Here is a 22908-nt window from a genome sequence, read left to right as displayed (position 1 = left end):
GTGAATTGGTGCCCGAACTTGGGGACCGCCTTGGCCAACGAAGAAGTGGTGCAGGGCGTGAGCGAGCGTGGCGGGCATCCGGTGATGCGGATTCCGCTCCGGCAATGGATGTTGCGGATCACCGCCTACGCCGATCGGCTGGAAAACGATCTCGAAGGGCTCGATTGGTCGGAGAGCATCAAGGCGTTGCAGCGCAACTGGATCGGCCGCAGCACCGGGGCCGAGGTCGATTTCTTCATTGGCGCGGAGGAAGATCGCCGTGAAGGGCTGCCGATCCGCCCGGCGTTTGATCAATGGACCACGGCGCGAGGCACGTCCGGCTGGCCCAAGCAACCGGGCGAGGACGTGGTCCGCGTTTACACCACGCGACCCGATACGCTCTTCGGCGCGACGTACATGGTGATCGCGCCGGAACATCCGCTCGTGAAACGGCTCACGATGCCGGCGCAAGCAGCGCGGGTGAAAGCCTATTGTGATCAGGCGCAGTTCAAAAGCGACCTCGACCGCACCGACCTGGCAAAAGACAAAAACGGCGTCTTCACCGGTTCGTACGCATTGAACCCGGTGAACGGCGAACCGGTGCCGATCTGGGTCGCCGACTACGTGCTGATCAGCTACGGCACCGGGGCCATCATGGCGGTGCCGGCGCATGATACGCGGGATTTTGAATTCGCGGAAAAGTTCGGCATTCCGATCAAGGCGGTGGTCGATCCCGGCGACGCTGCGGATGTCAATCGCAGCGCGGTGCTTGCCGGCAAGGAAGTCTTTGCGACGACGGGCACGGCCATCAACTCGGGCAAGTACAACGGGCTGCCCACGGCGGAGTTCAAGCCACGCATCGCCGCGGACTTGCAGGCGCAAGGGCTCGGTCGCAGCGCCGTGAACTACAAGCTGCGCGACTGGCTCTTTAGCCGGCAGCATTTCTGGGGCGAGCCGTTTCCGATTCTGCATGAATTGGATGCCGAGGGCAATTTTACCGGGCGGCTACGCGCGGTCGACGCGAAGGACTTGCCGGTGTTGTTGCCGGACATGCCCAACTTCAAACCGCACGGGCGGCCGGATCCGCCACTGGAAGAAGCGCCGCGGGATTGGCTTTACATCACGCTGGATGGGAAGCGTTACAAGCGCGAAACCAACACCATGCCGCAATGGGCCGGCTCGTGCTGGTATTTCCTGCGATTTCTCGATCCGAAGAACAGCGAGCGATTCATCGACCCCGAGATTGAAAAGGCGTGGATGCCGGTCGATCTCTACATCGGCGGCGCCGAGCACGCGGTGCTGCACCTGCTCTACGCGCGCTTCTGGCACAAGGTGCTCTTCGATCATGGCTTTGTAACGACGAAGGAGCCGTTTCAGAAGCTGGTGAATCAGGGCATGATTCTCGGTGAAGTCGAAGCGGAGACCGGCCGCGCGTTCAAGATGTCGAAGAGCCGCGGTAACGTCGTGAACCCGGATCACGTCGTGCAGGAGTACGGCGCGGATTCGTTGCGGCTGTTCGAAATGTTCATGGGGCCGCTGGAAGCCTCGAAACCGTGGAGCACCGAAGGCGTGAACGGGGTGCGCGGGTTTCTCGATCGCGTGTGGCGGATGATGGTCAATGACCGCGCCGAGCAGATCGAGTTGAACGCCGCGCTCCAGGACGTCGCCCCGACCGATGAGCAGAACCGCGTGTTGCACCGCACGGTACATGGCATCACGCAAGACATCGAGCGGATGCAGTTCAATACGGCCATCGCCAAGATGATGGAGTTCACCAACTTCTTCCTGAAGTGCGACGTGCGCCCCAAGAGCGCCATGGCGACGTTCGCACTGCTGCTCTCGCCGTTCGCCCCGCACCTGGCCGAAGAGCTTTGGCAGGTGCTCGGCAATCCGAAGACGTTGGCCTACGAGCCCTGGCCGACGGCCGAGGAAAAGTGGCTCAAGGACGACACGATCGAGATCCCCGTCCAGGTGAACGGGAAACTCCGCGCCCAGGTGATGGTCCCGGCAGACGCCGACCAGGCCGCCTTGGAGGCCGCCGCCCGGGCCGACGTGAAAGTGGCGGAAAACCTGGCCGGCAAAACGATCGTGAAAGTGGTCGTGGTGCCGAAGCGGATGGTGAATTTTGTGGTGAAATGACGATTTGCCGTTCGACGCGGGGTGCCTGGGGCTGGGGCAAGCGAATAAAGAAACCACGCCGATGGAGCTGGGGTATCGTGATGTTCTGCTAGCAACTCAAACGAAGCCCCAGTGTTTTTGCCATTGCGGCCACATCTCCTTTGCCCCTGCCCCAGGCACCCGCGCTACTAACCAGCTGCTAGCATTTCGCCGCAGTCCGTTAAATGTTACGACCCGACCGATTGACCGAACCGGAATCGTCGCATAGGGTGAGCTATGCTTCCTTGATGTATCGGCTGAGTCAATCCGAGGGCAGGTCGGATGTTTAAGGCCAAACGGCGCCAGTTGTTCGTCGATCCCAAAGTACAAGGCGCCTTGCTGGCGCGGGTGATCGCCTATTGGGCGTTTTATATGTTCGCCGTGGCGGTGCTGATGCTCGGCTGGCGCGTGCTGACGCATACGCCGGCGCCGTTTATCACCCATGTGCGCAATCTCTGGTTCGATTGCGTGCCGATGTTCGCCGCGTCGTGTTTGTTGTTGCCGTTCCTGGCGACGGACATCGTACGGCTCAGCAATCGCTTCTGCGGGCCGCTGGTCCGCGTCCGCGACGGATTGCGGGGTTTGGTGCGTGGCGAAGACGTTTCGCCGGTGTCATTCCGCAAGGACGATTTCTGGCAAGACTTGGGCGACGAGTTCAACGCCGTGCTGGTCAAACAGCGTTGCATGCAAGCGGACTCCGAGCGTTCGCCGAATTCCGCTCAGGCCGCCGAATGGGTGGGCGACTGATCGCTCGCGCTCGGCGAGAATCTTCGGTGGCGTCGCCGTGGGCGGTGCGCTCCAGGCGCTGACGCTGCTGGCTCTATGGCGACTTTCTACAGTTGCTGCTCGATGTTTCACTACGACCGGGCGCTGAAGATTACTCGAGCAAGCCTCGCGGTTGACGCCACGCATCGTCAGCCGCGCGGTTTTATCTCGCACGCGCATTCCGATCACATGGCGCGGCACGAGATGGCGCTCTGCACGCCGGCCACCGGTTTGTTGTATCGCCTGCGGATGAGCGGCGGCCCCGTGATGGAAATGCCGTATCGCCAACCGCTGGAGTTCGGCGACGTGCGACTGACAACGTATCCAGCCGGGCATTGTTTGGGCTCGGCGATGTTGCTGGCCGAAGACGGCGATCAATCGCTGCTCTATACAGGCGATTTCAAGCTGGGCGCCAGTGCGACGGCCGAGGCGGCGGAATTGCCGCACGCCGACGTCCTGGTCATGGAAACCACCTACGGCGTGTCGCGATATCGGATGCCGCCGCGTGAAGAGGTGCTGGACAAGTTCGAGCGGCTGATTCGCATCACGCTCGACGCGGGGCGTCCGGCCGTGGTGTACGCCTATGCCCTGGGGAAGGCGCAAGAGATCACGCGGTTGCTGACCGACCGCGGGTTGTTGGTGCGGCAGCATCCGTCGATCGCCGCGGTCAGCCAGGTGTATCACCAATGCGGCGTCGACCTGGGCCCTTACGAATTGTTGACGCCCGAGAACTGCAATCAGCCCGCCGTGGCGATCGTGCCGCCGCGGAGCCGGAGGTCGGGGGCGGCGTTCGACTTCATCGCGCCGGTCAAGTTCGCCGTTACCGGCTGGTCGATCGACGAGTCCACGCGCTATCGGCAGGGCGTCGATCACGCGCTGCCGATTTCGGATCATGCCGACTTTGACGAGTTGTTCGAGGCGGTCGAACGCGTCCAGCCGCGCGTGATTTACTGTACGCACGGTCCGGAAAGCTTTGTCGATCGTTTGTGTGAAGCGGGCCACGAGGCCTATCCGCTGGGCAGAGCCTGGCAGAAGCGGCTGTTTTAACGGCATTGGGCCATCCCGTAGGTCAGGCTTTCCAGCCTGACAGGTTCAAACGCATTTTTTGAAATGCGTACAAAGCGGGCGTCAGGCTGGAAAGCCTGACCTACGAAATCTCTGCGACCTGGCGGGTCTTTCCGCATAGTCCATTGTCGCGCGACATGCCGAGTTCAGCGGTGCGGCGCGGCATGCCGACTGTGCCATCGTCGTGGTGAGTTCGCGCGTCAATGTAATGTGAATTGGTTGATTGCGTAGATTGCGGCGTGACGATCGAACGTATGTCGCGACGTGGATGATGCTACGTCGCGATGAAGCCCTGCGAATTCACGCGGGCAGGTCATGGATGAGCGAAGGAGCGTACTGTCCTATGCGGCACGGCGGTGGAAGGAACTTTCCGACGAGGCGTCCCGCTTCCGCGACACGAGCGCCCGGTTGGTTGCGCGGCGCCGTCTTCTGCTGCCTGGGAAGCGCCGCTCCGGCCTTTGCCGCCGAGCCGCCCGCCGCGCTAACGGGACACATCGAAGCCATCGCGCTGACGCCCTGGGGAACCGAAACACTGCAGCCGATTCCCCGCCATGAGAATTTCGCTCGCGAATCCATCGACTTGCCGCTGGAGGATCCGCCAGGGCTCGATTCCCGCGAGGCACGCGGCCAATCGCAGATCACGGCGTTTGACGCCGGGCATACCGAGGCGATGGAACTGGTCGCGCAAGAAGCCGACGCGCATACGCGCCGTGGCTTCGACCTGGCCGGCCGCCGCGCTTACTTCTCCGCTCGGGAAGAATTCATTCATGCTTTGCGGACGCTTTCCCAAGCGCTCGACGTGGAACAAAGCGTCAACGCCCATAGCGCCGCGCTGGCCGCCGGCATGCGGGCGCTCGACGAAGCCGAGGATTTTGTTCCGCGCGGCGCGAGTCTGGAAGCCCACCTCGACGTGTCGATGCTCGTCACGGCCCATGCTACGCCGGTCTATCGCTACGAACCGTTGGAAGGTGTGACGCCGCTCGTCGCACGGCAACGCTACTACACGTATGCCCGCGAACAATTAGGCGTCTGCTCCGGCCGTGAGTTGGCCGGGTCGATGGCGCTGCACGGGCTCGGCAAGTTGTCGGCCGCGATGGCGGGCGAGCGTGGCGAACGTCTCAGCTCCACGGAAGCCGAGGCGATGGTTTACTTTCAGGCCGCGCTGTTGGCCTCCCCGCAAAATCACATGGCCGCCAACGATCTCGGCACGTTGATGGCGGCGAAAGGGAATTGGTCCGAGGCGCGAAACCTATTTCTGCAAAGCTTGGAATCGCAAGAAAGCCCTGTAGCGTGGGCCAACCTGGCGAAGGCGCACAAGCGACTCGGCGAAAACGACCTCGCCGCGCGCGCCGAGCAAGAAGCGAAAGCGGCGCTGGCGGCTGTGACGCCCAAGGCTGGCGTCAAGGCGCCGTCGACGGCGGTGAAAGTCGAATGGGTCAAGCCCGATTCGATGACGGCCGCGAAACACGAGCAATTCCTGAACAATCAACCGACCGCCGCGCCGTCCGCGGTCACGGCGAAAGAATCGCCGGCTGTCCAAGATGCGTCGCCGAGCGCTACGCGCGGATGGTGGCCGTGGAAGTCGACGAACACCGCGAAATAGTAACCTGATCGAAGGATCGTCCTCGATGCGTATCAAGTTAAGTCGCCAAAACTGCCTGACGACGTTCGCCGTCGCGATTGTTTCGCTGGCTGGCCTAGGCCTGACGAGTTGGTCCGTCTCGTCGGGCCGGCAGCCGTCCAGCGCTCCGCGATCCACGGCGTCGTCGCAGACGCCATTGCGCTGGCCTGTCGATCACACCGGCAAACCAATGTGGGCGGCGCTGACGCGAACGACGAGTCCGAGCGCCAACATCGCGGATCGAAACGTGCAACTCTGCCAGGCGCTCGGCCCGGCAGCGCCCCATGCGATCAACGGCGTCGATTGCACGGCGGACGGCAACTGCGGCGAATCGGGTTGGGAGTCGATGCGATTGATCGAGTGGCAGGCCTACGCGCAAGGCGAATACGTGGGGCATGCCCGCGAAGCACATGTGCCGGAATATCGGCTGCGCGTCGATGATTTGCTGTCGCTCGTGTACCGCGTGACGCGCGATGAAAGTGCGCATCCGTATCAACTTAATGTCGGCGACGAGCTGAGCATTGAATCGGTGACGGACAAGGAACTCAACCGCACGGTGATCATCCTGCCCGACGGCACGGTCACGCTCAAGCTGTTGGGGCAGGTGCGCGCCACGCGAAAAAACGTCACGCAGCTGCGCGATGAGTTGGAAGAACTCTACAAGAAGTTCTACCCGGTGCCCGCCGTCACCGTGACGCCGACGAAGGTGAATACCAAGCTGGAAGATCTCCGCGCCACGGTCGACAGCCGGTTCGGCTTCGGCGGCCAGACGCGTTCGGCCAAGGTGACGCCGGAAGGCACCATCGCGTTGCCGGCGATCGGCAGCGTCTGGGCACAGGGGCTGACGCTCGGCGAGCTGAAGCGGGAAATCGACGCGCGGTACGACCAGGAAATCGAAGGCATCGAAGTCACGCCGGTACTCGAGCAGCGGGCGCCGCGCTACGTCTTTGTCGTGGGCGAAGTAAAAAGCGGCGGCCGGTTCACCTTGGAGGGGCCGACCACGTCGCTGCAAGCGATCGCGCTGGCCGGAGGCTGGAACGTCGGAGCGAATCTGCGCCAGGTGGTCGTGTTCCGGCGCGCCGACGATTGGCGCTTGATCGCCACGATGCTCGACCTGCGCGGGGCGTTGTACGCTCACCGCCCCTGTCCCGCGGACGAGATCTGGCTGAACGACTCGGACATCGTCGTCGTTCCCAAGAGCGCCATGCTGGTAGCCGACGATATCATCAACCTGGTGTTCACCCGCGGCGTCTACGGCGTCGTCCCGTTTCAGGGCGTGGCAGTGAACTTTGCAAAATTGGGGTCGATCTAGCGGCCTTCAAAACCGCCGCCGTCATCAAAACAGCGAATTGCGCACCTGAACGGTCGAACTTCGGCCAACCCGAGCGCCCTTGCCGCGAATGGAACCTTGAGCACACACTAATAGTTGTCCGCCGTCGGTTTACGATGCGTCTTCTGTAGCCGAGGTCTGTGACCTCGGCCGTCGAATCCCAAAACGCGTCAACTCCACCGATCTCACAGAGGTCGGCTACTGAAGACAAGAATCCAGAATTGCATCCGACCAAGAGTCGGTTTTTTAGTACTGCAGCAAGGAGCGTTTCCCGGCCCGGATGGCCTTCGAAGTCAGAACGCCGCGAATCGCCATGTCGTCCATCAGGGAAGTCGTCATCACCGGCCTCGGCGTGGTTAGCCCGATTGGCATCGGCGTTGACGCCTTCTGGAATTCCCTGCTCAGCGGCCGCAGCGGCGTGAAGCCGGTGGCCGCATTTCCGACGAACGGGCTGCCAGTCCATTTCGGCGGTGAGATCACCGATTTCGATGGCAAACAGTACATTACGCCGCGCAAAAGCCTCAAGGTGATGTCGCGCGAAATTCAGTTCGCGGTCGCCGCGGCCGGGATGGCGACGCGGCATGCGGCGCTGACCCCGGGCGCCGTCGACCCGGAACGACTGGGCGTCATCTTCGGCGCGGAATTGATGCACACGCCGCCCGAGGAGATTGAGTCGGCGTATCGCGCCAGCGCCATGGATCGTCGCTTTGATATCCGTCGCTGGGGAGAAGCGGCGATGCGCGAGATTTTTCCGCTCTGGATGTTGAAATACCTGCCCAACATGCCGGCGTGCCACATCGGCATTGCCCACGACGCGCGCGGTCCGAACAACTCGATCACCCTCGGCGAAGCCTCGTCCTTGATGGCACTCGCCGAAGCCGCCCACGTTATCGAACGCGGGCAGGCCGACGCAATGATTGCCGGCGGCGTTGGCAGTTGGCTGTCGGCAACGGCTTTTGTGCGTTCCCAACAACTCGATGCTTCCCAGCGCAACGCTGCGCCCGAAAAAGCGTGCCGCCCTTTTGACAGCGATCGCGACGGACGCGTACATGGCGAAGGGGCCGCGGCGTTCGTGCTGGAGACGGCCGCTTCGGCCGCGGCGCGTCATGCGCCGGTATTGGCGCGGTTCATGGGCGCTTCGAGCGCTTTCGAACCCGTCACACCGAGTCGCCCATTGCGCGGCGACGCGATCCGGCGCGTGCTTTGCGGCGCACTGGCGGCAGCACGATGGGATTCCAAGGAGTTAGGGCACTTAAATGCGCATGGCGCGAGCACGCGGTCCGGCGACGCGATGGAGGCAGACGCAATTCGCGCCACGCTCGGTGACCTCCCAGTTACGGCCCCGTCCAGCTACTTCGGCAATTTGGGGCCCGGTGGCGGCGCCGTGGAACTGTTGGCCACGATCCTCGCGTTTCAACATGATTTGGTTCCCACGACTCTGAACTTCGAGCGGCCGGATCCATCGTGTCCGGTAAATGTGGTCGCGGATCAACCGCTCATCGGCGCAGCGGCGCGGGCTGTAACGCTGAACTATGCCCGCACCGGTCAAGCGGTGGCAATCGCTTTGGCCGGTAGCAGCCACTAGCTCCCATCAAAATCCTCGCACCATTGCCAGTTGCGCCGTGGGAGGCCGATTTACAGTGCCCGCGCCACGTCCCGGCTTGAAACCCAGCAACTGCCATGGCAAACTTGAGTGGGGTCTAGCTTTCGCAGGGGGTGGCGAATGCGCGGACGGTGCCGCCTGGCGCTCTTGAATTACCAGTTCGACAGGGGATTCCGCAACTAAATCTTGCGAATCCTGGCCAGGGAAACGAGTTCAAGAGCCCGCTGCCGGCTGAAACTTCATCGCCTTCGAGAACGCTCATGTCGACTGCCTGCCCCCTGTCCGAGGATACGCAACTCCGGACGTTGATGGCGCTCTCCGTTTGCCCCGAGTGCCACGGCCCGTTGGAATGCGTGACCACGGATGTCCATTTCCCCGACATGGTGCGCCAGCGGCTTAACGACCCCCTTCCGGGGGCGCTCAAGTGCGAACGCTGCCAGCGCGCCTATCCAGTGCTGACGGACGGAATTCCGGTCCTCTGGTCGGACGTATTACGCGAGTCGTTGCTCAAGGGAAGCGCTGAAACTGAGGCCGTCGATCGTGCGAAGGCCGCCGAGCAGGATGTGAAATCGGCGAATCACTTTGTCTATGAGCGGGTGATCGAGGAATACGAGAACAAAAAAATTCACGCCAACACGGCCACGTCGCAGCGGCTGGAAAGCGTCCTGGGGCAACTGCATTTGCAGCGCCCTGGCCGGCATCTGGACGTCGGCTGCGGTCCCGGCAATGTGCTGGAAGGCACGAGCGACTCCGCGTTCGCCACGAAGATCGGCTGCGACATCTCGTTGCAGGCGCTCCGCAAGACCAAGTCGAAGGGTTACCTCGGCATCCTGGGCGACGCCGAGAAACTCCCCTTCGCGGACAATCAGTTCGACCTGATCACGGGCTATTCCCTGCTGCATCACCTGTACGATCCGAAACGCTTCATGGGGGAATCGTACCGCGTGCTTCGCAACCACGGTGCGTTGGTGACCGATTTCGATCCCAATAAGCACGCCGCCAACTACGGGCCGCTGGCGATGTGGCTCTACCGCTCACGCGGACATCTCTACCGCTTCATTCCAGGCGCGCGCAAGAAGCGCTTTGCGCGCGGCACGAAGGAATTGGAACAGCACAATCGACTGGCGGAATTCCACAACGCTCCCGGACTCGGATTCGATCCGGACCAACTGCGCCGCGACCTGGCGAGCGTCGGCTTCCGGGTGCATCACGTCTTCTTGCACAACAAATGGGAGACGACGATCCTCGCCAGCCAATACTCGCGGCCCCAATTGCCGAACTTCGTCGCGCAATCACTCTCGCTGCGAAATCCGTTCGCCCGCCGCTACGCCGACGCCGTGCTGACCGCGTCCGAAAAGTGCGATTCGTAGTGCATTTTCGAACCATACTTGGGCATGCATAGTGCGCTTCTGTAGCCGAGGTCACAGACCTCGGCTACAGAAGAGCCTCCACTTTCACGAGGCTATGCCGACAGCCGCAGCCGCCAGTATTCATGTGCTGAAGGTAACCAACCGGCTGGCTCATGAAGTTTCCACGGATAGAGCCGGCGAAAGTGCATCCAGTCCGGCAGCACTTCGCGCAACGACGCCGCCGTCGCATTGCGGCGACATAGGTGGCGCATCCGCCAGAGTTGATCCATGGTGACGCCGTCGTCCGGGCGCAGCAACGGCAACCGCGTCCCGTCGGGCAGGTAGCCGTCGAAATAGAGCCGGCGGTCTAACTGGTTGGCGAAGAACATCGGGTAAATGCCGGCGGCCTCGAACTGCGACAGGTATTCGGCCATCGTGTAATGCGATTCGTAGCAGCCGTTGACCTTCGCGACCTTTTCCAGCGGACGCTCGGAGACCGGCATGTCGTCGGGATAGACGCCTTCGCCCGCCGCGATAAATCGCCCGCCTTCGTCGTGCCGTTTCAGCACGCGTTTGACTTCGCGCAATGTGTCGAACATGTTCCGTGGGTTATACCACTCGAACTCGTCCTCGCGATTCGGCGTGGCGTGGTGCAAGGCTGCGCTCACGAACACCAGGTCGAACATCCGATCCGGAAACGGCAGCCGGCTCATCAGCGCCACTACGCGCTCAAAATGTTGCCCGCTGTCTTCGATGTAGCGGCCGCCATTGTGGCACAGCCGGTAGGGAGCGAAGTCCAACGCAAAGCAACGGAAGCCCAGTTGCGCAAAGCGGAGCGTCAGCGAGGGATCGCCGCATCCCAAGTCGAGCACGTACTTCTCGCCGGGGGAATCGTAATCGAACGCCTGGAACAGAAACTCCGTCCGGGCGAACTTTTCCTCGTCGTGGATGCGAATCGCGTCAGTCAGTTCTGGCGAGAGCGTTTGCTCCGCAATCCAGCGATCGATCTGTTGGTCTGAGAGATCGATTTGCCGCTGGTCGACCGCCCGCGCGGGAGTCAACTCCTCGGGGACGATCAATCGCGGGGCGCCGTCCTCAATGGGGAACTCCGCGCCCGTGCGGCGCGACCGCAGCCGTCCACGGATTACTTCTCCGTTACGCCATTCCAAGACTTCGACCAGCTCCAGCGGACCACTGCCGTCGGGGCTGCGATAGTTGGGCAAAAATTCCGGATGCATCGCGAGGTCGTTCCGTGACCGTGGGGGACCGCCATGACGAAGCTTACCTAGACGTTTTCGACCGGGTCGCGGCCATCCGTGCATTTCCATGGCTCGCGCGGTAACCCCTGGCGCAACTGGCACATACGGGAGAAGCTAGACCGGTCGCTCCGCTCGGAACGAATGCACGGATCGTTGCGGAACTTTATTCGCATTCGCATCGTCTAACGCGGCGCGAGGTGGAATTGCGCGCTTGTGGTGCGTGAATCCTTTGCGGAGGCACGTGAGGTAGACAGGAAATCCAGCGCGGTAACTTATCCGCCCCGAGCGTAACCCGCAGAAATTCTCTAAGATGACGGCAGGTTGGGCGAACCACTTCGCATTGGCGGACGAATAATCGGCTGCGTTGTCAGGGTCGGACATGCGGATCTTCAGGCGAACTCGATGGAGCGAATTTCGCGGGCGCGGCGCTAGCCCCCTGCGGCTGGAAGCGCTCGAGGTCCGTCACCTGCTGACCGGATTCCCACTTGGCGGTGAAACCCTGGTCTCGCCATTCGAGCAGGCGGCGCTGTACCCACAGTCCGTGACCGAATTCACCGATCAGGCGGTCGCGGTCCACGACGACGGAAGTTTCGCGGTAGCCTATACCAGTCATGGCGAAGATGGACTGGGAGACGAAGTCTACATTCGGCGTTTTGGCGCCGATCGCAAACCGCTCCCAGACAATGACTTGCTGCGCGTTTCGACTGACGGCGCCGGCGACCAGAACAACGCCGCGATCACCACGCTGCCCGGCGGCGGGCTCCTGGTGGCCTGGTACGACCGCGGTTGTTCGTTGGGCCTTGATGACGCCTGTTCCGCCCCTTTCGATGGCGAAGATGCCATTTTTGCTCGTCGATTTGACGCATCGGGCGAAGCAGTCGACGCCGAACCATGGCGCGTCAACGTCGACCTGTCCGGCGCGGAAACTTCGCCGGCCGTCGCCGCTTCGCCGGACGGCGGGTATTCGATTTCCTGGGCCGGCCGCGATGCGGCGGACCAATTGGGGGGAGTCTGGCTCCGACGGTTTGACGCCACCGGCCAGCCACTCGACGGCCCGGAAGCGCGGCTTTTTTCTGGCGGCGCCTTCACGGAGTCGCCCACGCTTGATGTCGACAACGACGGTAATCTCGCAATCGCCTGGTCAGTCGTGGATCGAATCTCACTCGACCAGGGCAGCGAAGTACTCGGGCAGTATTTCTCTGCGGATGGCGGAGCCCCGGTCGATTTGTCCTTCGACGACGGATCAACGAACGAGCGGAAATGGCCTTCGCTCGATATGGACGCCTCGGGGAACTTTGTCGTCGCCTACACGCAAGCGGAGTCGAGTCACCAGATCGACGCGTCACACGACATCTTTGTCCGCCGCTTTAGCGTCGGCGGCGCTCCAATCGACGAAGTTTTAACGCCGGTCAACACGACCGTCGAGGGAGACCAACGCCTCGGTCGCGTCGCGGCCGCCGGGGACGGGAGTTTCCTAGTCGCCTGGACCAGCTCCGAAGCTCAAGAAGACGAAACCCACTATGTAGGAATTCTCGCCCGAGAGTTCGACAGCACCGGCGCGCCCTTTGGCGACGAGTTCAGTATCAACTCAACGGATGCAGGCGCGCAGACCTTCGCCAGCGTGGAGATGTCGCCCGAGGGTGTGGCCGTCGTTGTCTGGTCCGGCTTCGGAGATCAGGTCGACGCTACGCCAGAGTCCGGCGATCAAAGCGACTCGGCCGGAGTCTTCTTTCAAGGCATCCAGTTGCTCGCCCCGGTTGGCGACATCGATGTGCTCGGCAGTGGCGGTTCGATTCTCGATGGCGAGACCGAAACGTCGCTGGAAGCCGGCACGCGGCTGGGCGAAGCGCTGGCGGGCGAGGGTCGCACAAATCGCGAATTTGTAATCCGCAACGCCGGCTTCGGGCGGCTTCGGTTCGCCGGTGATCCGAGCGTCACGGTGGAAGGCGGTGAGGAGGGAGAATTCACTGTCGCCGATTTGGACGTGGACTATCTCGATCCCGGCGACAGCGTCGCGTTCGTGCTCAGCTTCGCGCCGGCCGCAGTGGGAATGCGCTCGGCAACGGTGACCGTCCACACGGACGACACGGACGAGGGTCCGTTCCAGTTCGCCGTCGTGGGCGTCGGGCTTGCACCGACCCACCCGTGGCGAAATCCCGACAATCCCTATGACGTCAATGGCGACGGCATTGTCAGCGGTCTCGACGCGTTAATCATCATCAATCGCCTCAACAAGCACGGCCCGCACTCGTTGCCGCCGCCAGACGAAGGCCAGAAGCCGCCTCCGTACTACGACGTGAACGGCGACAACAAGCTGACGGCGCTCGACGCCTTGCAGACGATCAACGTGCTGAACAAGCAGCGCCAGTCGCTAGCCATCCAATCGCAACCACCGCCGGCCGCCGCGTCATCGATCGCCGCAGTTTCCAGCGCCGAACGACAGCGCCGCCAGTCACTTGCCTCGAATTCCGCACGACGAACGACCGCCTCAACCGATGCGGTCTTCGGCAGTTGGTCCGATACATCTCTGGACCAGGAACTGACGCGCAAAACCGTTCGCCGCCGCGCGCAACTTGCGTGAGTCTGATCTCACTGAAAACTGAACACTGAAAACTTCCAACTCTCAAGCCGCCGCCGTCTCATCCTCATCGGCCGGCTTTAGAATCTCGCCCGTGTCGCTGACATCCTGAAAGCGCACGCTGACGCGTTTCGACACGCCGGATTCCTGCATTGTCACGCCGTAGAGCGTGCTCGCGCAGGTCATCGTCTTCTTAGAATGCGTGACGACGATAAATTGCGTCCAGGCGAGAAAGTCCTTGAGGACGCCGACAAAGCGCTCGATATTCGCTTCGTCCAGCGGCGCATCGACTTCATCCAGCACGCAGAAGGGGCTGGGACGGAACTGAAAAATTGCCATCAACAGCGCCACGCAGGTGAGCGCCCGCTGGCCGCCGCTGAGCTGTGCGATGTAGGCCGGCTTCGTGCCCGGAGGTTTGGCGACAATCTCGACGCCGCTTTCCAGAATGTCGACGCCTTCTTCCAGCACGATATCGGCCTGGCCGCCCCCGAACAGTTTGCGGAACAGTGTTTGAAAATTGCCTCGCACGGCGTCCAGCGTCTCGGCAAACAGTCTGCGGCTGTCGGCGTTGATTCGTTGGATGATCTGCTCCAGCGATTCCTTCGCCTCCGTGAGATCGCGGAACTGCCCCGCCAGATGCGCATGCCGCGTTTCCAAGTCATCCAACTCGTCGAGCGCCGCTAAATTCACGACGCCGATGGAATTGATTTTACGGCGCAAGTCCGCAATTTCTCGATCAATCGCTTCGCGCTCTTCCTGCGGCTGATGGGCGATCGCTTCGCTCAACGCGGCCAGCTCAATGTCGTAGTCGTCGCGGAGCCGCGTTTCGATCGCGCCGCGCTCCAACTGCAATTCGCCCAGCGACAACCGACGCTTGTGTACGCGTTCCTCGAGTTGCCGCTGCATGGAGCGGCCGTCCTGAATGCCTGTTTGCAAGGCCGCGCGCCGTCGGCGGTGCGATTCCGTCTCGTTAAGCAACCGCACGATGTCTCGGGAAAACTCTTCTTTACGCAGATACAACCCGGCGACTTCGCTTTCGGCGGCCAGGATCGACCGCACGATCTGCTCCGCCCGTCCGCGTCCGGAGGCGATCTGCCGATGCTGCTCGCCCAGCGAAGTGCGGCGATCGTCGTGATCGACTTCGAACTGTTGCAAACGATCCCGCAAGCTACGAAGCCTTTCGTCGCTTTTGGCCAGATCGATCCGCACGACGGTCAATTGCTGGTCCTGAGCACGACGTCGATCTTCCAACGCTTCACGTTCGGCGTTGCGCGCGCTGATCTCCTGCTCCTGGTCGGCGAGCTGCCGCTCGATGCCGGCCAGTTCCTCGCGCGATTTGGCGAGCTTGGCTTCGCCGTCGGCGATCTGTGTTCCGCCGGTGGCCAATTCGCGTTCCAACGCGCCGGATTGACGATCGACCTGGAGCGCGCGCTCCTGCGACGATTGCACCTTGGTGCGATGTTCCCCTAGCGAGCTTTGCGCCGCACCCAGCGCCTGTTGCGCCGCACGGGCCGCGAGTTCCGCGGTCTGAATCGAACTGTCCGTCGCGGCGAGTCGTTCCCGCTCCGCTCCGACGCGCGATTGCAAGTCCGTGAGTTGCTTCGCCAACGCGCGTAATTCGCTGCGGCGCGAGATGATGCCCGTCGCGCCCTTGCGCGCGCCCAGCGTCATCGTGCCGTCGGCGGCGACCACGTCCCGCGTCAGCGTGGCGAAATTCCAACGTCCGCCATGCGTCTCAGAGAGTCGCAGCGCGTCGGCCAATTCGCGCACGACCCACGTCGTTCCCAGCAGGCGTGAGAGCAACGGCACGTATTCCGGCGAGGCCTCGACCAACCGGTCCGCGCGCCCGACGACGCCGGGGTCGTCCGCAAACATGGCATCGTCATCGACGACGGTCTTCGCACGATCCACGCGGATAAAGCCGATCCGCCCCGCGAAATGGGCGTCAGCCCGGGTAAGATAGTCGCGGAATTCGTCGTTCGGTTCGACCAGCAGATAGCCCGATTGCTCTCCCAGCGCGGCCTCGATCGCCGGCGCGTATTCCATCGCCACCACGAATTGATCGGCCAGCAACCCGCGAATTTGACTCAACGGACCGCCAAGCGCGGCCCGGGCGCGAACCAAAACCTCTTTCGCGGCCGAAGTCAGTCCCTCCAGGCGATTCTCCAGCTCGGACAAGACGCCGGACCGTTCCGACAGCGCCGCGTGTTGCGTTTCCGTGGCATGCAGCTCCGCTTGTTCCGTGGCGCGGCGCTCGCGCAGCGTGGCGACGTCCGTGTCGGCCTGGTCGGCAGCACCTCGCGCAGTTTCGACCGCCGCCAAGCGCTCCTCCAACTGTTCGCGGAGCGATTCAAGCTCCGCGTCAAGCTTCTCGCGTTGTTCGAGCAACTCGACAAGTTGCGTCTCGCGCCGTTGCTGCGTAGCGCGCAAGCCATCGAGTTGCGAAGTGGCGCCGCTGATCTGATTGCCGATCGCGGCGCCCTGCCGCATCCGGTCCATATACTGCAATCGCAGCCGCTCGGTGGCTTCACGCGAAGCATTCGCGTCGCGGACCACGAGCTCCGCGGTCTTCTCGTCGTCCGACAGCCGCGCGGACAGCGCCGTATGCTCCAGCTCCGCCGCGGTCAGTTCCGCCCGCGTCTCATTCAACAAGCAGTGTAGGTCGACGGCCCGCTGGTTGATCGCGGCCAATTGCTGTTGCCGCCGGGCAATTTCTTCCTCGACGTCCCGCAATCGCGCGCGGCCTTGATCGATGGTCGATTCCTGGCCGGCAATCCGCTCACGATTTTGCGCGAGACGAAACTCCGCCGCGCGGATTCCTTCGTGCGCATCGGACAGCGTTACGTCGAGCGCCAACGCCTCGGCTTCCTGTGTTTCCACGGAGGCGCTGACCGACGCGACATCGGCGTCTAGCCCGTGCAACTCTTCGCGGAGCGCATCAATGCGTTCCGACAAATGCCGCCAGTCGGCCAGGCCGACTTGCGTGCGCAGGGATTGCAGGCGGTCGGTATGTTCCTTGTGCCGTCGGGCCTTGGCTGCTTGTTGCCGCACGCTCTTCAATCGTCCTTCGACTTCTTGGACGATGTCGGAGAGCCGCAACAGGTTCTGTTCGACGCGCTCCAAGCGGCGGAGCGATTCCACCTTCTTGGCCTTGAACCGGCTGATCCCGGCGGCCTCCTCGAAGATCGCCCGGCGCTCGCGCGGCGACGATTGCAGCATCACATCGACTTTGCCCTGCTCGATGACGCTGTACGCTTCCGTCGCCACGCCCGTGCCAGAGAACAACTCGCGGATATCCTTGAGCCGGCTGGGCTGCCGGTTGATCAGGTATTCGCCTTCGCCGCTGCGATACACCCGGCGAGTGACGTACACCTCGTCCGTATCGACTGCCAGCAATCGCCGGGAATTGTCGAACGTCAGCGTCGCTTCGCAGGAATTCAGCGCACTGCGGCTGGCCGAGCCGTTGAAGATGACGTCGGCCATCTCCTTGCCGCGCAAACTTTTCACGCTTTGCTCGCCGAGCACCCATTTGATGGCGTCGACGACGTTGGATTTGCCGGAGCCGTTCGGCCCCACGACGACCGTGATGCCGGAGTGAAACTCGAACCGCGTTTTATCGGCGAAGCTCTTGAAGCCGGCGAGTTCGAGCGCTTTGAGCATGGAGACGAAACGCCCAGGGCAGTCTGCTATTGCAATGAGGTGCTGCCGACGGCGACGAGAAGCTGTTCCTACCCGTCCCTTGAGGGGGGGGGCGGCGATTTTTCCGAATCGCTCGCCAGGGGCTAATCGCCGGCGGACCAAGGCATGATTTTATCACGGAAAGCCTCCCAGCGGCTAACCTGCTTTTTCTCCCCGTGATGCCCGGAAATGCCGTGCGCGTCCTCGCTTTTCTTACGCTTTTCCTTCTTTTCTGCGGGGGCGAACAGCTCCGGCGTGGGGTTGGAAACCTGGATTTCCCGGGAATCGAGCGATTCCTCGCCCTCCTCGGAGCCGCTGTCGTCGTTGCCGCGGTTCTCATACCGGCGATTGGCCTCAGGCAGGGCGTCGACCTCGAACCGGCCCGTCAGCAAGTCGCTTTGGGCGGCCTGCTGCAGGATTTGCACTACGTCGGGGTAGTCGCCTTCCAGTTCCACGATCCCCCGGATGACGGCGTCCACCGTGGTATCCACCTCGCGCTTCTGATCGACGCCGTTGACGTCGAAACGCGTGACGGTCACCACGCCCGAAGGATCTCCGGAGACCATGATCTTATTATGCGCGGCGTCGAACTTGAACGGCGTCTTGAGCCGCTGTTCGTGCCCGAAGACCACGATTTCCGGACGGAAGCTGCGCGTGGCGTGAATCATCGGCGGGCCGCCGGTGTGCAGCACGTGGTAGCTGAACTGATCGCTCAGCTTCTCGCCGCGGACCAGCGGATCATTGGCGTTCATCGCCCACATCGCACGGAACGCGCCGTAGCGCGTCTCGGCGCTGGGCACGTCGAGCAGCTTGCGCAGCTCTTCGTAGGCTGCGTAGTCGTCCATCGCGGAGAGCGCCGTCAGCGCGAATACGCGGAAGGCCGGTTCTTCCAACGCGGCTTGCCCCAACGGCGGAGCGGCCGCGCCTTCGTCAAGGTAAGCCAGCGCTTCCGCGGCATAGAACCGCACCTCGGGATCACGCGAGGCGATGCCTTTTTCCAGAACGTCGACTCCCTCATTGCCGATCGCTTCCAGCCGCAGCGCGGCCGTCGAAGCGGTAATCGGATCCATGAGCTGCCGTTCCAGCAAGGCCAGCCGGGCCAAACGTTCCGAGGAGGTTTCGCGGAGCGGGATCGCTCGCAGCACTTGCATGTAACGCGGCACGTTGTGTTTGTAACGCTCGTGGAGCAACAGGTCGACGTATTCGCCGGTCTTCGGCGTGGCGACCGGTTCCTTACGCCCTTTGTGGAACGTGTGAAACCGGCGATTGATCGCCGTGCCGACGGCGGCGCTCGTGCGCAGATTTTGATGTTCCGGCTTGAGCGCCAAACCGATCGGGCGTTGCTTGAGCAACACGCCGCCGCCGAGCACCTTGCCGCGCTTGATCGCCGTATCGTCGCCGGAGCTATCGGCATTCGGATCGACCAGCACCGGGCCGCCGCCGCGACCAATCAAATGGCCGTCGTAGACCTGGCCATCAATGTAGGCCGATTCCGTGAGCCGTGTTTCCATCATCCAGGCGCCGCGCAAGCTGGTGCATTCGCTGTTGGTCGGCAATCGCAACTCCAAATCGAAGTTGTCTCCCTGTTGCGCTCCCGGGCGGATGAATCCGCGCACCAACACCAGTGCCGTACTGGGAGAATCCATCACGCTCTGCGGCTTCGGCACCCCGCGTGATTGCAAGTCGCGCAGTAATGCATTGCGCTGTGGCGATGGCGGACAATCGCCGCCGGTGCCCGGAAGTCCATTGACGAGCGCGATGCCTTCCACCTTCTGAATCACCATGCCAAACGGCACGGAGTATTCGCCGACCAGGTGGGTATTCGATTCCAGCTCTTCGTCTTCCGGGCTTTGCGTGCGAATCGCCGGCGCGGTGCAACCGCTGAGCATCGTCCAACCGACGAGCCCGCACATGCTGGCCAGGAATTGGCGGCGCGGAACGCCGCACCAAACCGAGCGGCGCGCGAAGGCGCTCGAGTGAATTGTCAGGGAATGGGCGAATGAGCTGGCCACGGCTCCCTCCGAAGTTACGCCGAGCATCCTTGCCCGGATGATGCGGAAGCGCCGCTTCCCACCCGCCAGGGAAATCGACAGCGCGCCCGCAAAAAAGCTGGAAATCGGGGCGGACTCTAGCGCCGGCGCGCGGGCGAGTCAAGATCAAACGCACACCGTTCTCGCAATCTAAAGGCAGGCGTTCACCAGATCGCGAAATCTCAACGACTGCCGTTGACCGCGCGGTGGCGTGTCCCTAGTATCCCGCCCCGAAACGCCCCATCGGCGCGGTTTCGCACCGGAAAATCGGAGCGAACCTCAAAGTTTCGCTGACGGTCGCAGGCGTCAATGTCCGAATAACCTACAAATGAGCCCCGCACTCTAGGTCGTTGCCGGCACGCCGCGCGACGAACTAGAGGAAAGTTCCCGAACAAGCACCTGTCCTCAAGGAAGAGGGCCGCGACACGACTAGGGCACGACCGGCACACGGAAGTCCCTTGGCGACGGCGCTATTCTCCGCGAGGCCCTCAACAACCCCAGGGCGCAGTACCATGCAAGCTTCGTTCACTCGCACACTCGCGATCGTCGGGCTGCTGGCCGTCAGCACGACTGGCTGCCAGTCCTCCAGCTTGGGTAAATTCAGTTGGAAGCCGAAGTGGCCGTCATTCGGACGCAATAAGGACACCGCCGTGGCCAGCAACGCCACGACCGGTCCCGAGTCGACCGCCGGTCCCTGGATGCCGTCGCAAGGCGCGACGCCCGGCTACGGCGCGCCGGTCGCGAACAATGGTTACGGCGCAGGCGGACAGTACAACACGGGCTACGCCGGCATGCCGACCAGCTACACCGGCGCCGAGAATTCTCAAGGCGCCTGGGCTACGGCCCCGTCGACCGGTTCCCCGGGGGCGCCGAACACGCAATACGACGCCGCCTCGTATGCAGCTGGCCCCACGGGTCCCGCCGCGGCGCCGCAAGTCGGCTACTATGACGCCGGTCAGCAACAACCGGCTGCGGCGACGTATCCGCAGCAGCAGCCCGCGTACGGTCAGCAGGCCGCGTATGGCGCACAGCCCGCCGCCCCTGCTGCTCAACAGCCGATGAACTCGTGGGATCCGGGCGCGCAGTACGGCCCGGCGCCTTCGAGCTATTCGCAGCCGCAACAGTACGCTCCGCAGGCCGCGCCCGCCGCTCAGATGGCGGACAACACACGTTACCCGGCCGCCACGCAGTACGACGGCGGCCAGCAATACACGCAAGATCCGAACGCCGCACCGACCGGATATGAACCGGTGGCGCCGCAGCAACAAGAAGCCTGGCCGCCCGCGCAACAAAGCGGATACGGTCCGGCGACTCAGACGTCGTATCCTCAGTATCAGCAGCAGCCGGCCGCTCAGCCTTATCGCCCAGGCGGGACGACGGACTACAGTCCGGCGCCAGCCTCCGGCGTAACTCCGGCCAGCTATGATCCGTCGCCGCAAGGCGCGCCGAGCTATCAACAGTAGTTCGGTCTCGCAGTACGACAATTCGAATACGCCGCGAAACGACGGGTTGCGTTTCGCGGCGTTTCGCATTTCAACAGGGACGATTATTCACGCGGCTCGCTGCCTGCAGGGGGCGTACCGCCTCCAGCGTGAATGTAACGCGCACGCTGCGATGCGTATTCTTGAGCCGTCGGCTCCGCATCCTGGGGTAACCCCTGGCGACTGGCGGCGAAGAGCCGCTCCAGATAGCTCCGGCACCAGCCGCAACCGGTGCCCGCGCCGCCGCATTCACTGAGTTGGCTGGCGCGCGAGATTCGCTCGACGCGCAGGTAGTTCGCCAACTTGCGCCGGGAAACGTGAAAGCAGAGACAAACCTCGTCGTCGTCGTTCATGATTTCACGCAGGGAAAGTTATTTGCGGCGCAGACGCCGCTGCGTTTGAGCGACGGCGTCGACGAGGCGATCGATTTCGGCCCAGGTATTGTACAAGTAGAAGCTGGCGCGGCTGCTCGCCACGATGTCGAGCCGTTTGTGCAGCGGCATCGCGCAATGGTGCCCGGCACGAATGGCGATGCCCTCGCCGTCCAGCAACTGCGCCACGTCGTGCGGATGAACGCCCTCGACGACAAAGCTGACCACGCCGGATTTCTGCTCGGGCGCCGGGCCCAGTAACCGGACGCCACTCAATTCGGCGAACCTCTCATGCGCATGTTTCGTTAGCTCGAGTTCATGCGCGTGAATGGCCGGCACTCCAATCGCATCGAGATAATCGATCGCCGCGCCGAGCCCAATCGCCGGCACAATCGGCGGCGTGCCGGCCTCGAACTTGGCCGGCAATTCCGCGGTCTCGAAGCCTTCCCACGTCACACGGCGAATCATGCTCCCGCCGCCCAGGAAGGGCGGCATGGCATCGAGCAACGCGGCGCGCCCCCACAGCACTCCTACGCCGGTCGGCCCTAGCATCTTATGACCGCTGAATGCGACGAAATCGGCGCCGAGTCGACTGACGTCAATCGGCAAGTGCGGAACGCTCTGCGCGGCATCGACTAACACCATCGCGCCCACGGACTTAGCCTTGGAGATGATCGACTCCAACGTGTTCACGGTTCCTAACACATTGGAAACCGCCGTCGCCGCGACCAGCTTCGTCCGCTCGCCCAGCAGTTGGTCGAGCGACGATAGGTCGAGCAAACCTGCGTCGGTGATCGGGATGAAGCGTACTTTCGCGCCGGTGCGCGCGGCTGCCTGATGCCATGGGACGATGTTGGCGTGATGCTCCATTTCGGTGAGCAAGATTTCGTCGCCGGGTCGCAGAAAGGCCTCGCCCCATGACCTGGCCACCAGATTGATGCTCTCGGTCGTCCCCCGCGTGAAAATCACTTCCTCGCGACGTTCGGCGCCAATGAATTGCCGCACCTTGTCGCGCGCTTGCTCATACAAGTCCGTCGTACGGTCGCTCAACCAATGAATGCCGCGATGGACGTTCGCGTAGTGCTGTTCGTACGTGTCGACGATCGCCTGAATCACCGCCCGAGGACGCTGTGTCGTGGCGGCGTTGTCCAGATAGACCAGCGGCTTCCCGCTCGGCGACGAGGCGGACAAGATCGGGAAATCCGCGCGACAGCGTTCGGGATCGAGAACAGGTGCAGGCATCAGTACGCCGCGATGGAAAGTCAGAGGGGAGACAACTAGCGCAGTATACCCCTTTCGCCCCTGCTCCCGGACCCGCGTAAACGCCAACGGCCGACGTTTCCGCCGGCCGTGCATGTCAAAACTACTACCGAAGAACCAAAGCCCCGAGCCTCGTGGGAGCGTGAGTCGCTGGTTACCCGCAGGCAGGATGCGACGCTCGCTAGGCGCGCCTCGTATGTGCGAAACTCACTCCACGCCCTCGAGGCTCAACTTCCGACATGCCGAGCAGATCAAACTTTGCGCCTCCTTCTAACACTTCGGTGAGGGAACTCCTCGTTGCCGCGTCACCGTTTGTTTTTGCCCGTTACTTGGTCTTGCTCCTTCTACTCTTACTACGATTGCGGGGCAGAATCGGTTCTCA

General features: G+C 62.8%; 14 protein-coding genes. 9 read left to right on the top strand and 5 right to left on the bottom strand.

What is annotated here, in order from left to right; all coding sequences use genetic code 11:
• From leuS to SGJ19_23195, 7 genes are all read left to right on the top strand, one after another.
• Positions 1 to 2118 (top strand): leucine--tRNA ligase (leuS, locus tag SGJ19_23225; GenBank protein MDZ4783169.1); only part of this gene is annotated, 2118 nt, incomplete at its 5' end.
• Between the two features lie 300 nt (positions 2119 to 2418).
• Positions 2419 to 2883, top strand: a complete 465-nt coding sequence (locus SGJ19_23220) for a hypothetical protein (protein MDZ4783168.1) — start codon at positions 2419 to 2421, stop codon at positions 2881 to 2883.
• A gap of 75 nt (positions 2884 to 2958) precedes the next feature.
• Positions 2959 to 3948: a hypothetical protein gene (locus SGJ19_23215; protein MDZ4783167.1), complete on the top strand. Its 990-nt coding sequence runs from the start codon at positions 2959 to 2961 to the stop codon at positions 3946 to 3948.
• Between the two features lie 430 nt (positions 3949 to 4378).
• Positions 4379 to 5569, top strand: a complete 1191-nt coding sequence (locus tag SGJ19_23210; GenBank protein ID MDZ4783166.1) for a hypothetical protein — start codon at positions 4379 to 4381, stop codon at positions 5567 to 5569.
• 25 nt (positions 5570 to 5594) lie between these two features.
• Positions 5595 to 6899: a polysaccharide biosynthesis/export family protein gene (locus SGJ19_23205; GenBank protein ID MDZ4783165.1), complete on the top strand. Its 1305-nt coding sequence runs from the start codon at positions 5595 to 5597 to the stop codon at positions 6897 to 6899.
• 331 nt (positions 6900 to 7230) lie between these two features.
• Positions 7231 to 8502 carry a beta-ketoacyl-[acyl-carrier-protein] synthase family protein gene (locus SGJ19_23200; protein MDZ4783164.1) on the top strand — a complete coding sequence of 424 codons (1272 nt, stop codon included), beginning with the start codon at positions 7231 to 7233 and terminating at the stop codon, positions 8500 to 8502.
• 278 nt (positions 8503 to 8780) lie between these two features.
• Complete coding sequence (locus SGJ19_23195; protein MDZ4783163.1) at positions 8781 to 9890, top strand: methyltransferase domain-containing protein; 1110 nt, start codon at positions 8781 to 8783, stop codon at positions 9888 to 9890.
• A gap of 92 nt (positions 9891 to 9982) precedes the next feature.
• On the opposite strand, the gene SGJ19_23190 is transcribed toward SGJ19_23195, so the two are convergent.
• The gene (locus SGJ19_23190) at positions 9983 to 11107 is read right to left on the bottom strand and encodes a class I SAM-dependent methyltransferase (GenBank protein ID MDZ4783162.1); all 1125 of its coding nucleotides are present in this window, start codon (positions 11105 to 11107) and stop codon (positions 9983 to 9985) included.
• Between the two features lie 400 nt (positions 11108 to 11507).
• Between SGJ19_23190 and SGJ19_23185 the strand changes: the two genes are divergently transcribed.
• Positions 11508 to 13709, top strand: a complete 2202-nt coding sequence (locus SGJ19_23185; GenBank protein ID MDZ4783161.1) for a dockerin type I domain-containing protein — start codon at positions 11508 to 11510, stop codon at positions 13707 to 13709.
• Positions 13710 to 13751: 42 nt separating this feature from the next.
• Here SGJ19_23185 and smc read toward each other — a convergent pair whose 3' ends face one another.
• Together smc and SGJ19_23175 are read right to left on the bottom strand one after the other, a co-directional pair.
• Complete coding sequence (gene smc, locus SGJ19_23180; protein ID MDZ4783160.1) at positions 13752 to 17366, bottom strand: chromosome segregation protein SMC; 3615 nt, start codon at positions 17364 to 17366, stop codon at positions 13752 to 13754.
• A 122-nt stretch (positions 17367 to 17488) separates the two neighbouring features.
• On the bottom strand, positions 17489 to 19396 hold the full coding sequence (locus SGJ19_23175; GenBank protein MDZ4783159.1) for a flagellar basal body P-ring protein FlgI: 1908 nt from the start codon (positions 19394 to 19396) through the stop codon (positions 17489 to 17491).
• 530 nt (positions 19397 to 19926) lie between these two features.
• On the opposite strand from SGJ19_23175, the gene SGJ19_23170 reads away from it, so the two are divergent.
• Positions 19927 to 20877: a hypothetical protein gene (locus SGJ19_23170; protein MDZ4783158.1), complete on the top strand. Its 951-nt coding sequence runs from the start codon at positions 19927 to 19929 to the stop codon at positions 20875 to 20877.
• Positions 20878 to 20960: 83 nt separating this feature from the next.
• On the opposite strand, the gene SGJ19_23165 is transcribed toward SGJ19_23170, so the two are convergent.
• Both SGJ19_23165 and SGJ19_23160 read right to left on the bottom strand, forming a co-directional pair.
• Positions 20961 to 21248 (bottom strand): (2Fe-2S)-binding protein, encoded by a 288-nt coding sequence (locus SGJ19_23165; protein ID MDZ4783157.1) that lies wholly within the window; start codon positions 21246 to 21248, stop codon positions 20961 to 20963.
• An 18-nt stretch (positions 21249 to 21266) separates the two neighbouring features.
• Positions 21267 to 22508 carry a cysteine desulfurase gene (locus tag SGJ19_23160; GenBank protein MDZ4783156.1) on the bottom strand — a complete coding sequence of 414 codons (1242 nt, stop codon included), beginning with the start codon at positions 22506 to 22508 and terminating at the stop codon, positions 21267 to 21269.
• Positions 22509 to 22908: the final 400 nt, after the last annotated feature.

This window comes from Planctomycetia bacterium (assembly GCA_034440135.1).
In the GTDB taxonomy this organism is placed as follows: Bacteria; Planctomycetota; Planctomycetia; order Pirellulales; family JALHLM01; genus JALHLM01.
Note: the sequence above shows the minus strand (reverse complement) of the source record. Positions and strands in the feature narration are given on the sequence as shown.

Bases quoted from the DNA above. Each gene is read 5' to 3' on its own strand.
- smc (MDZ4783160.1), bottom strand. From the start codon at position 17,366: ATGCTCAAAGCGCTCGAACTCGCCGGCTTCAAGAGCTTCGCCGATAAA.
- SGJ19_23170 (MDZ4783158.1), top strand. From the start codon at position 19,927: ATGCAAGCTTCGTTCACTCGCACACTCGCGATCGTCGGGCTGCTGGCC.
- SGJ19_23165 (MDZ4783157.1), bottom strand. From the start codon at position 21,248: ATGAACGACGACGACGAGGTTTGTCTCTGCTTTCACGTTTCCCGGCGC.
- SGJ19_23185 (MDZ4783161.1), top strand. From the start codon at position 11,508: ATGCGGATCTTCAGGCGAACTCGATGGAGCGAATTTCGCGGGCGCGGC.
- SGJ19_23200 (MDZ4783164.1), top strand. From the start codon at position 7,231: ATGTCGTCCATCAGGGAAGTCGTCATCACCGGCCTCGGCGTGGTTAGC.
- SGJ19_23215 (MDZ4783167.1), top strand. From the start codon at position 2,959: ATGGCGACTTTCTACAGTTGCTGCTCGATGTTTCACTACGACCGGGCG.
- SGJ19_23190 (MDZ4783162.1), bottom strand. From the start codon at position 11,107: ATGCATCCGGAATTTTTGCCCAACTATCGCAGCCCCGACGGCAGTGGT.
- SGJ19_23160 (MDZ4783156.1), bottom strand. From the start codon at position 22,508: ATGCCTGCACCTGTTCTCGATCCCGAACGCTGTCGCGCGGATTTCCCG.
- SGJ19_23220 (MDZ4783168.1), top strand. From the start codon at position 2,419: ATGTTTAAGGCCAAACGGCGCCAGTTGTTCGTCGATCCCAAAGTACAA.
- SGJ19_23195 (MDZ4783163.1), top strand. From the start codon at position 8,781: ATGTCGACTGCCTGCCCCCTGTCCGAGGATACGCAACTCCGGACGTTG.
- SGJ19_23205 (MDZ4783165.1), top strand. From the start codon at position 5,595: ATGCGTATCAAGTTAAGTCGCCAAAACTGCCTGACGACGTTCGCCGTC.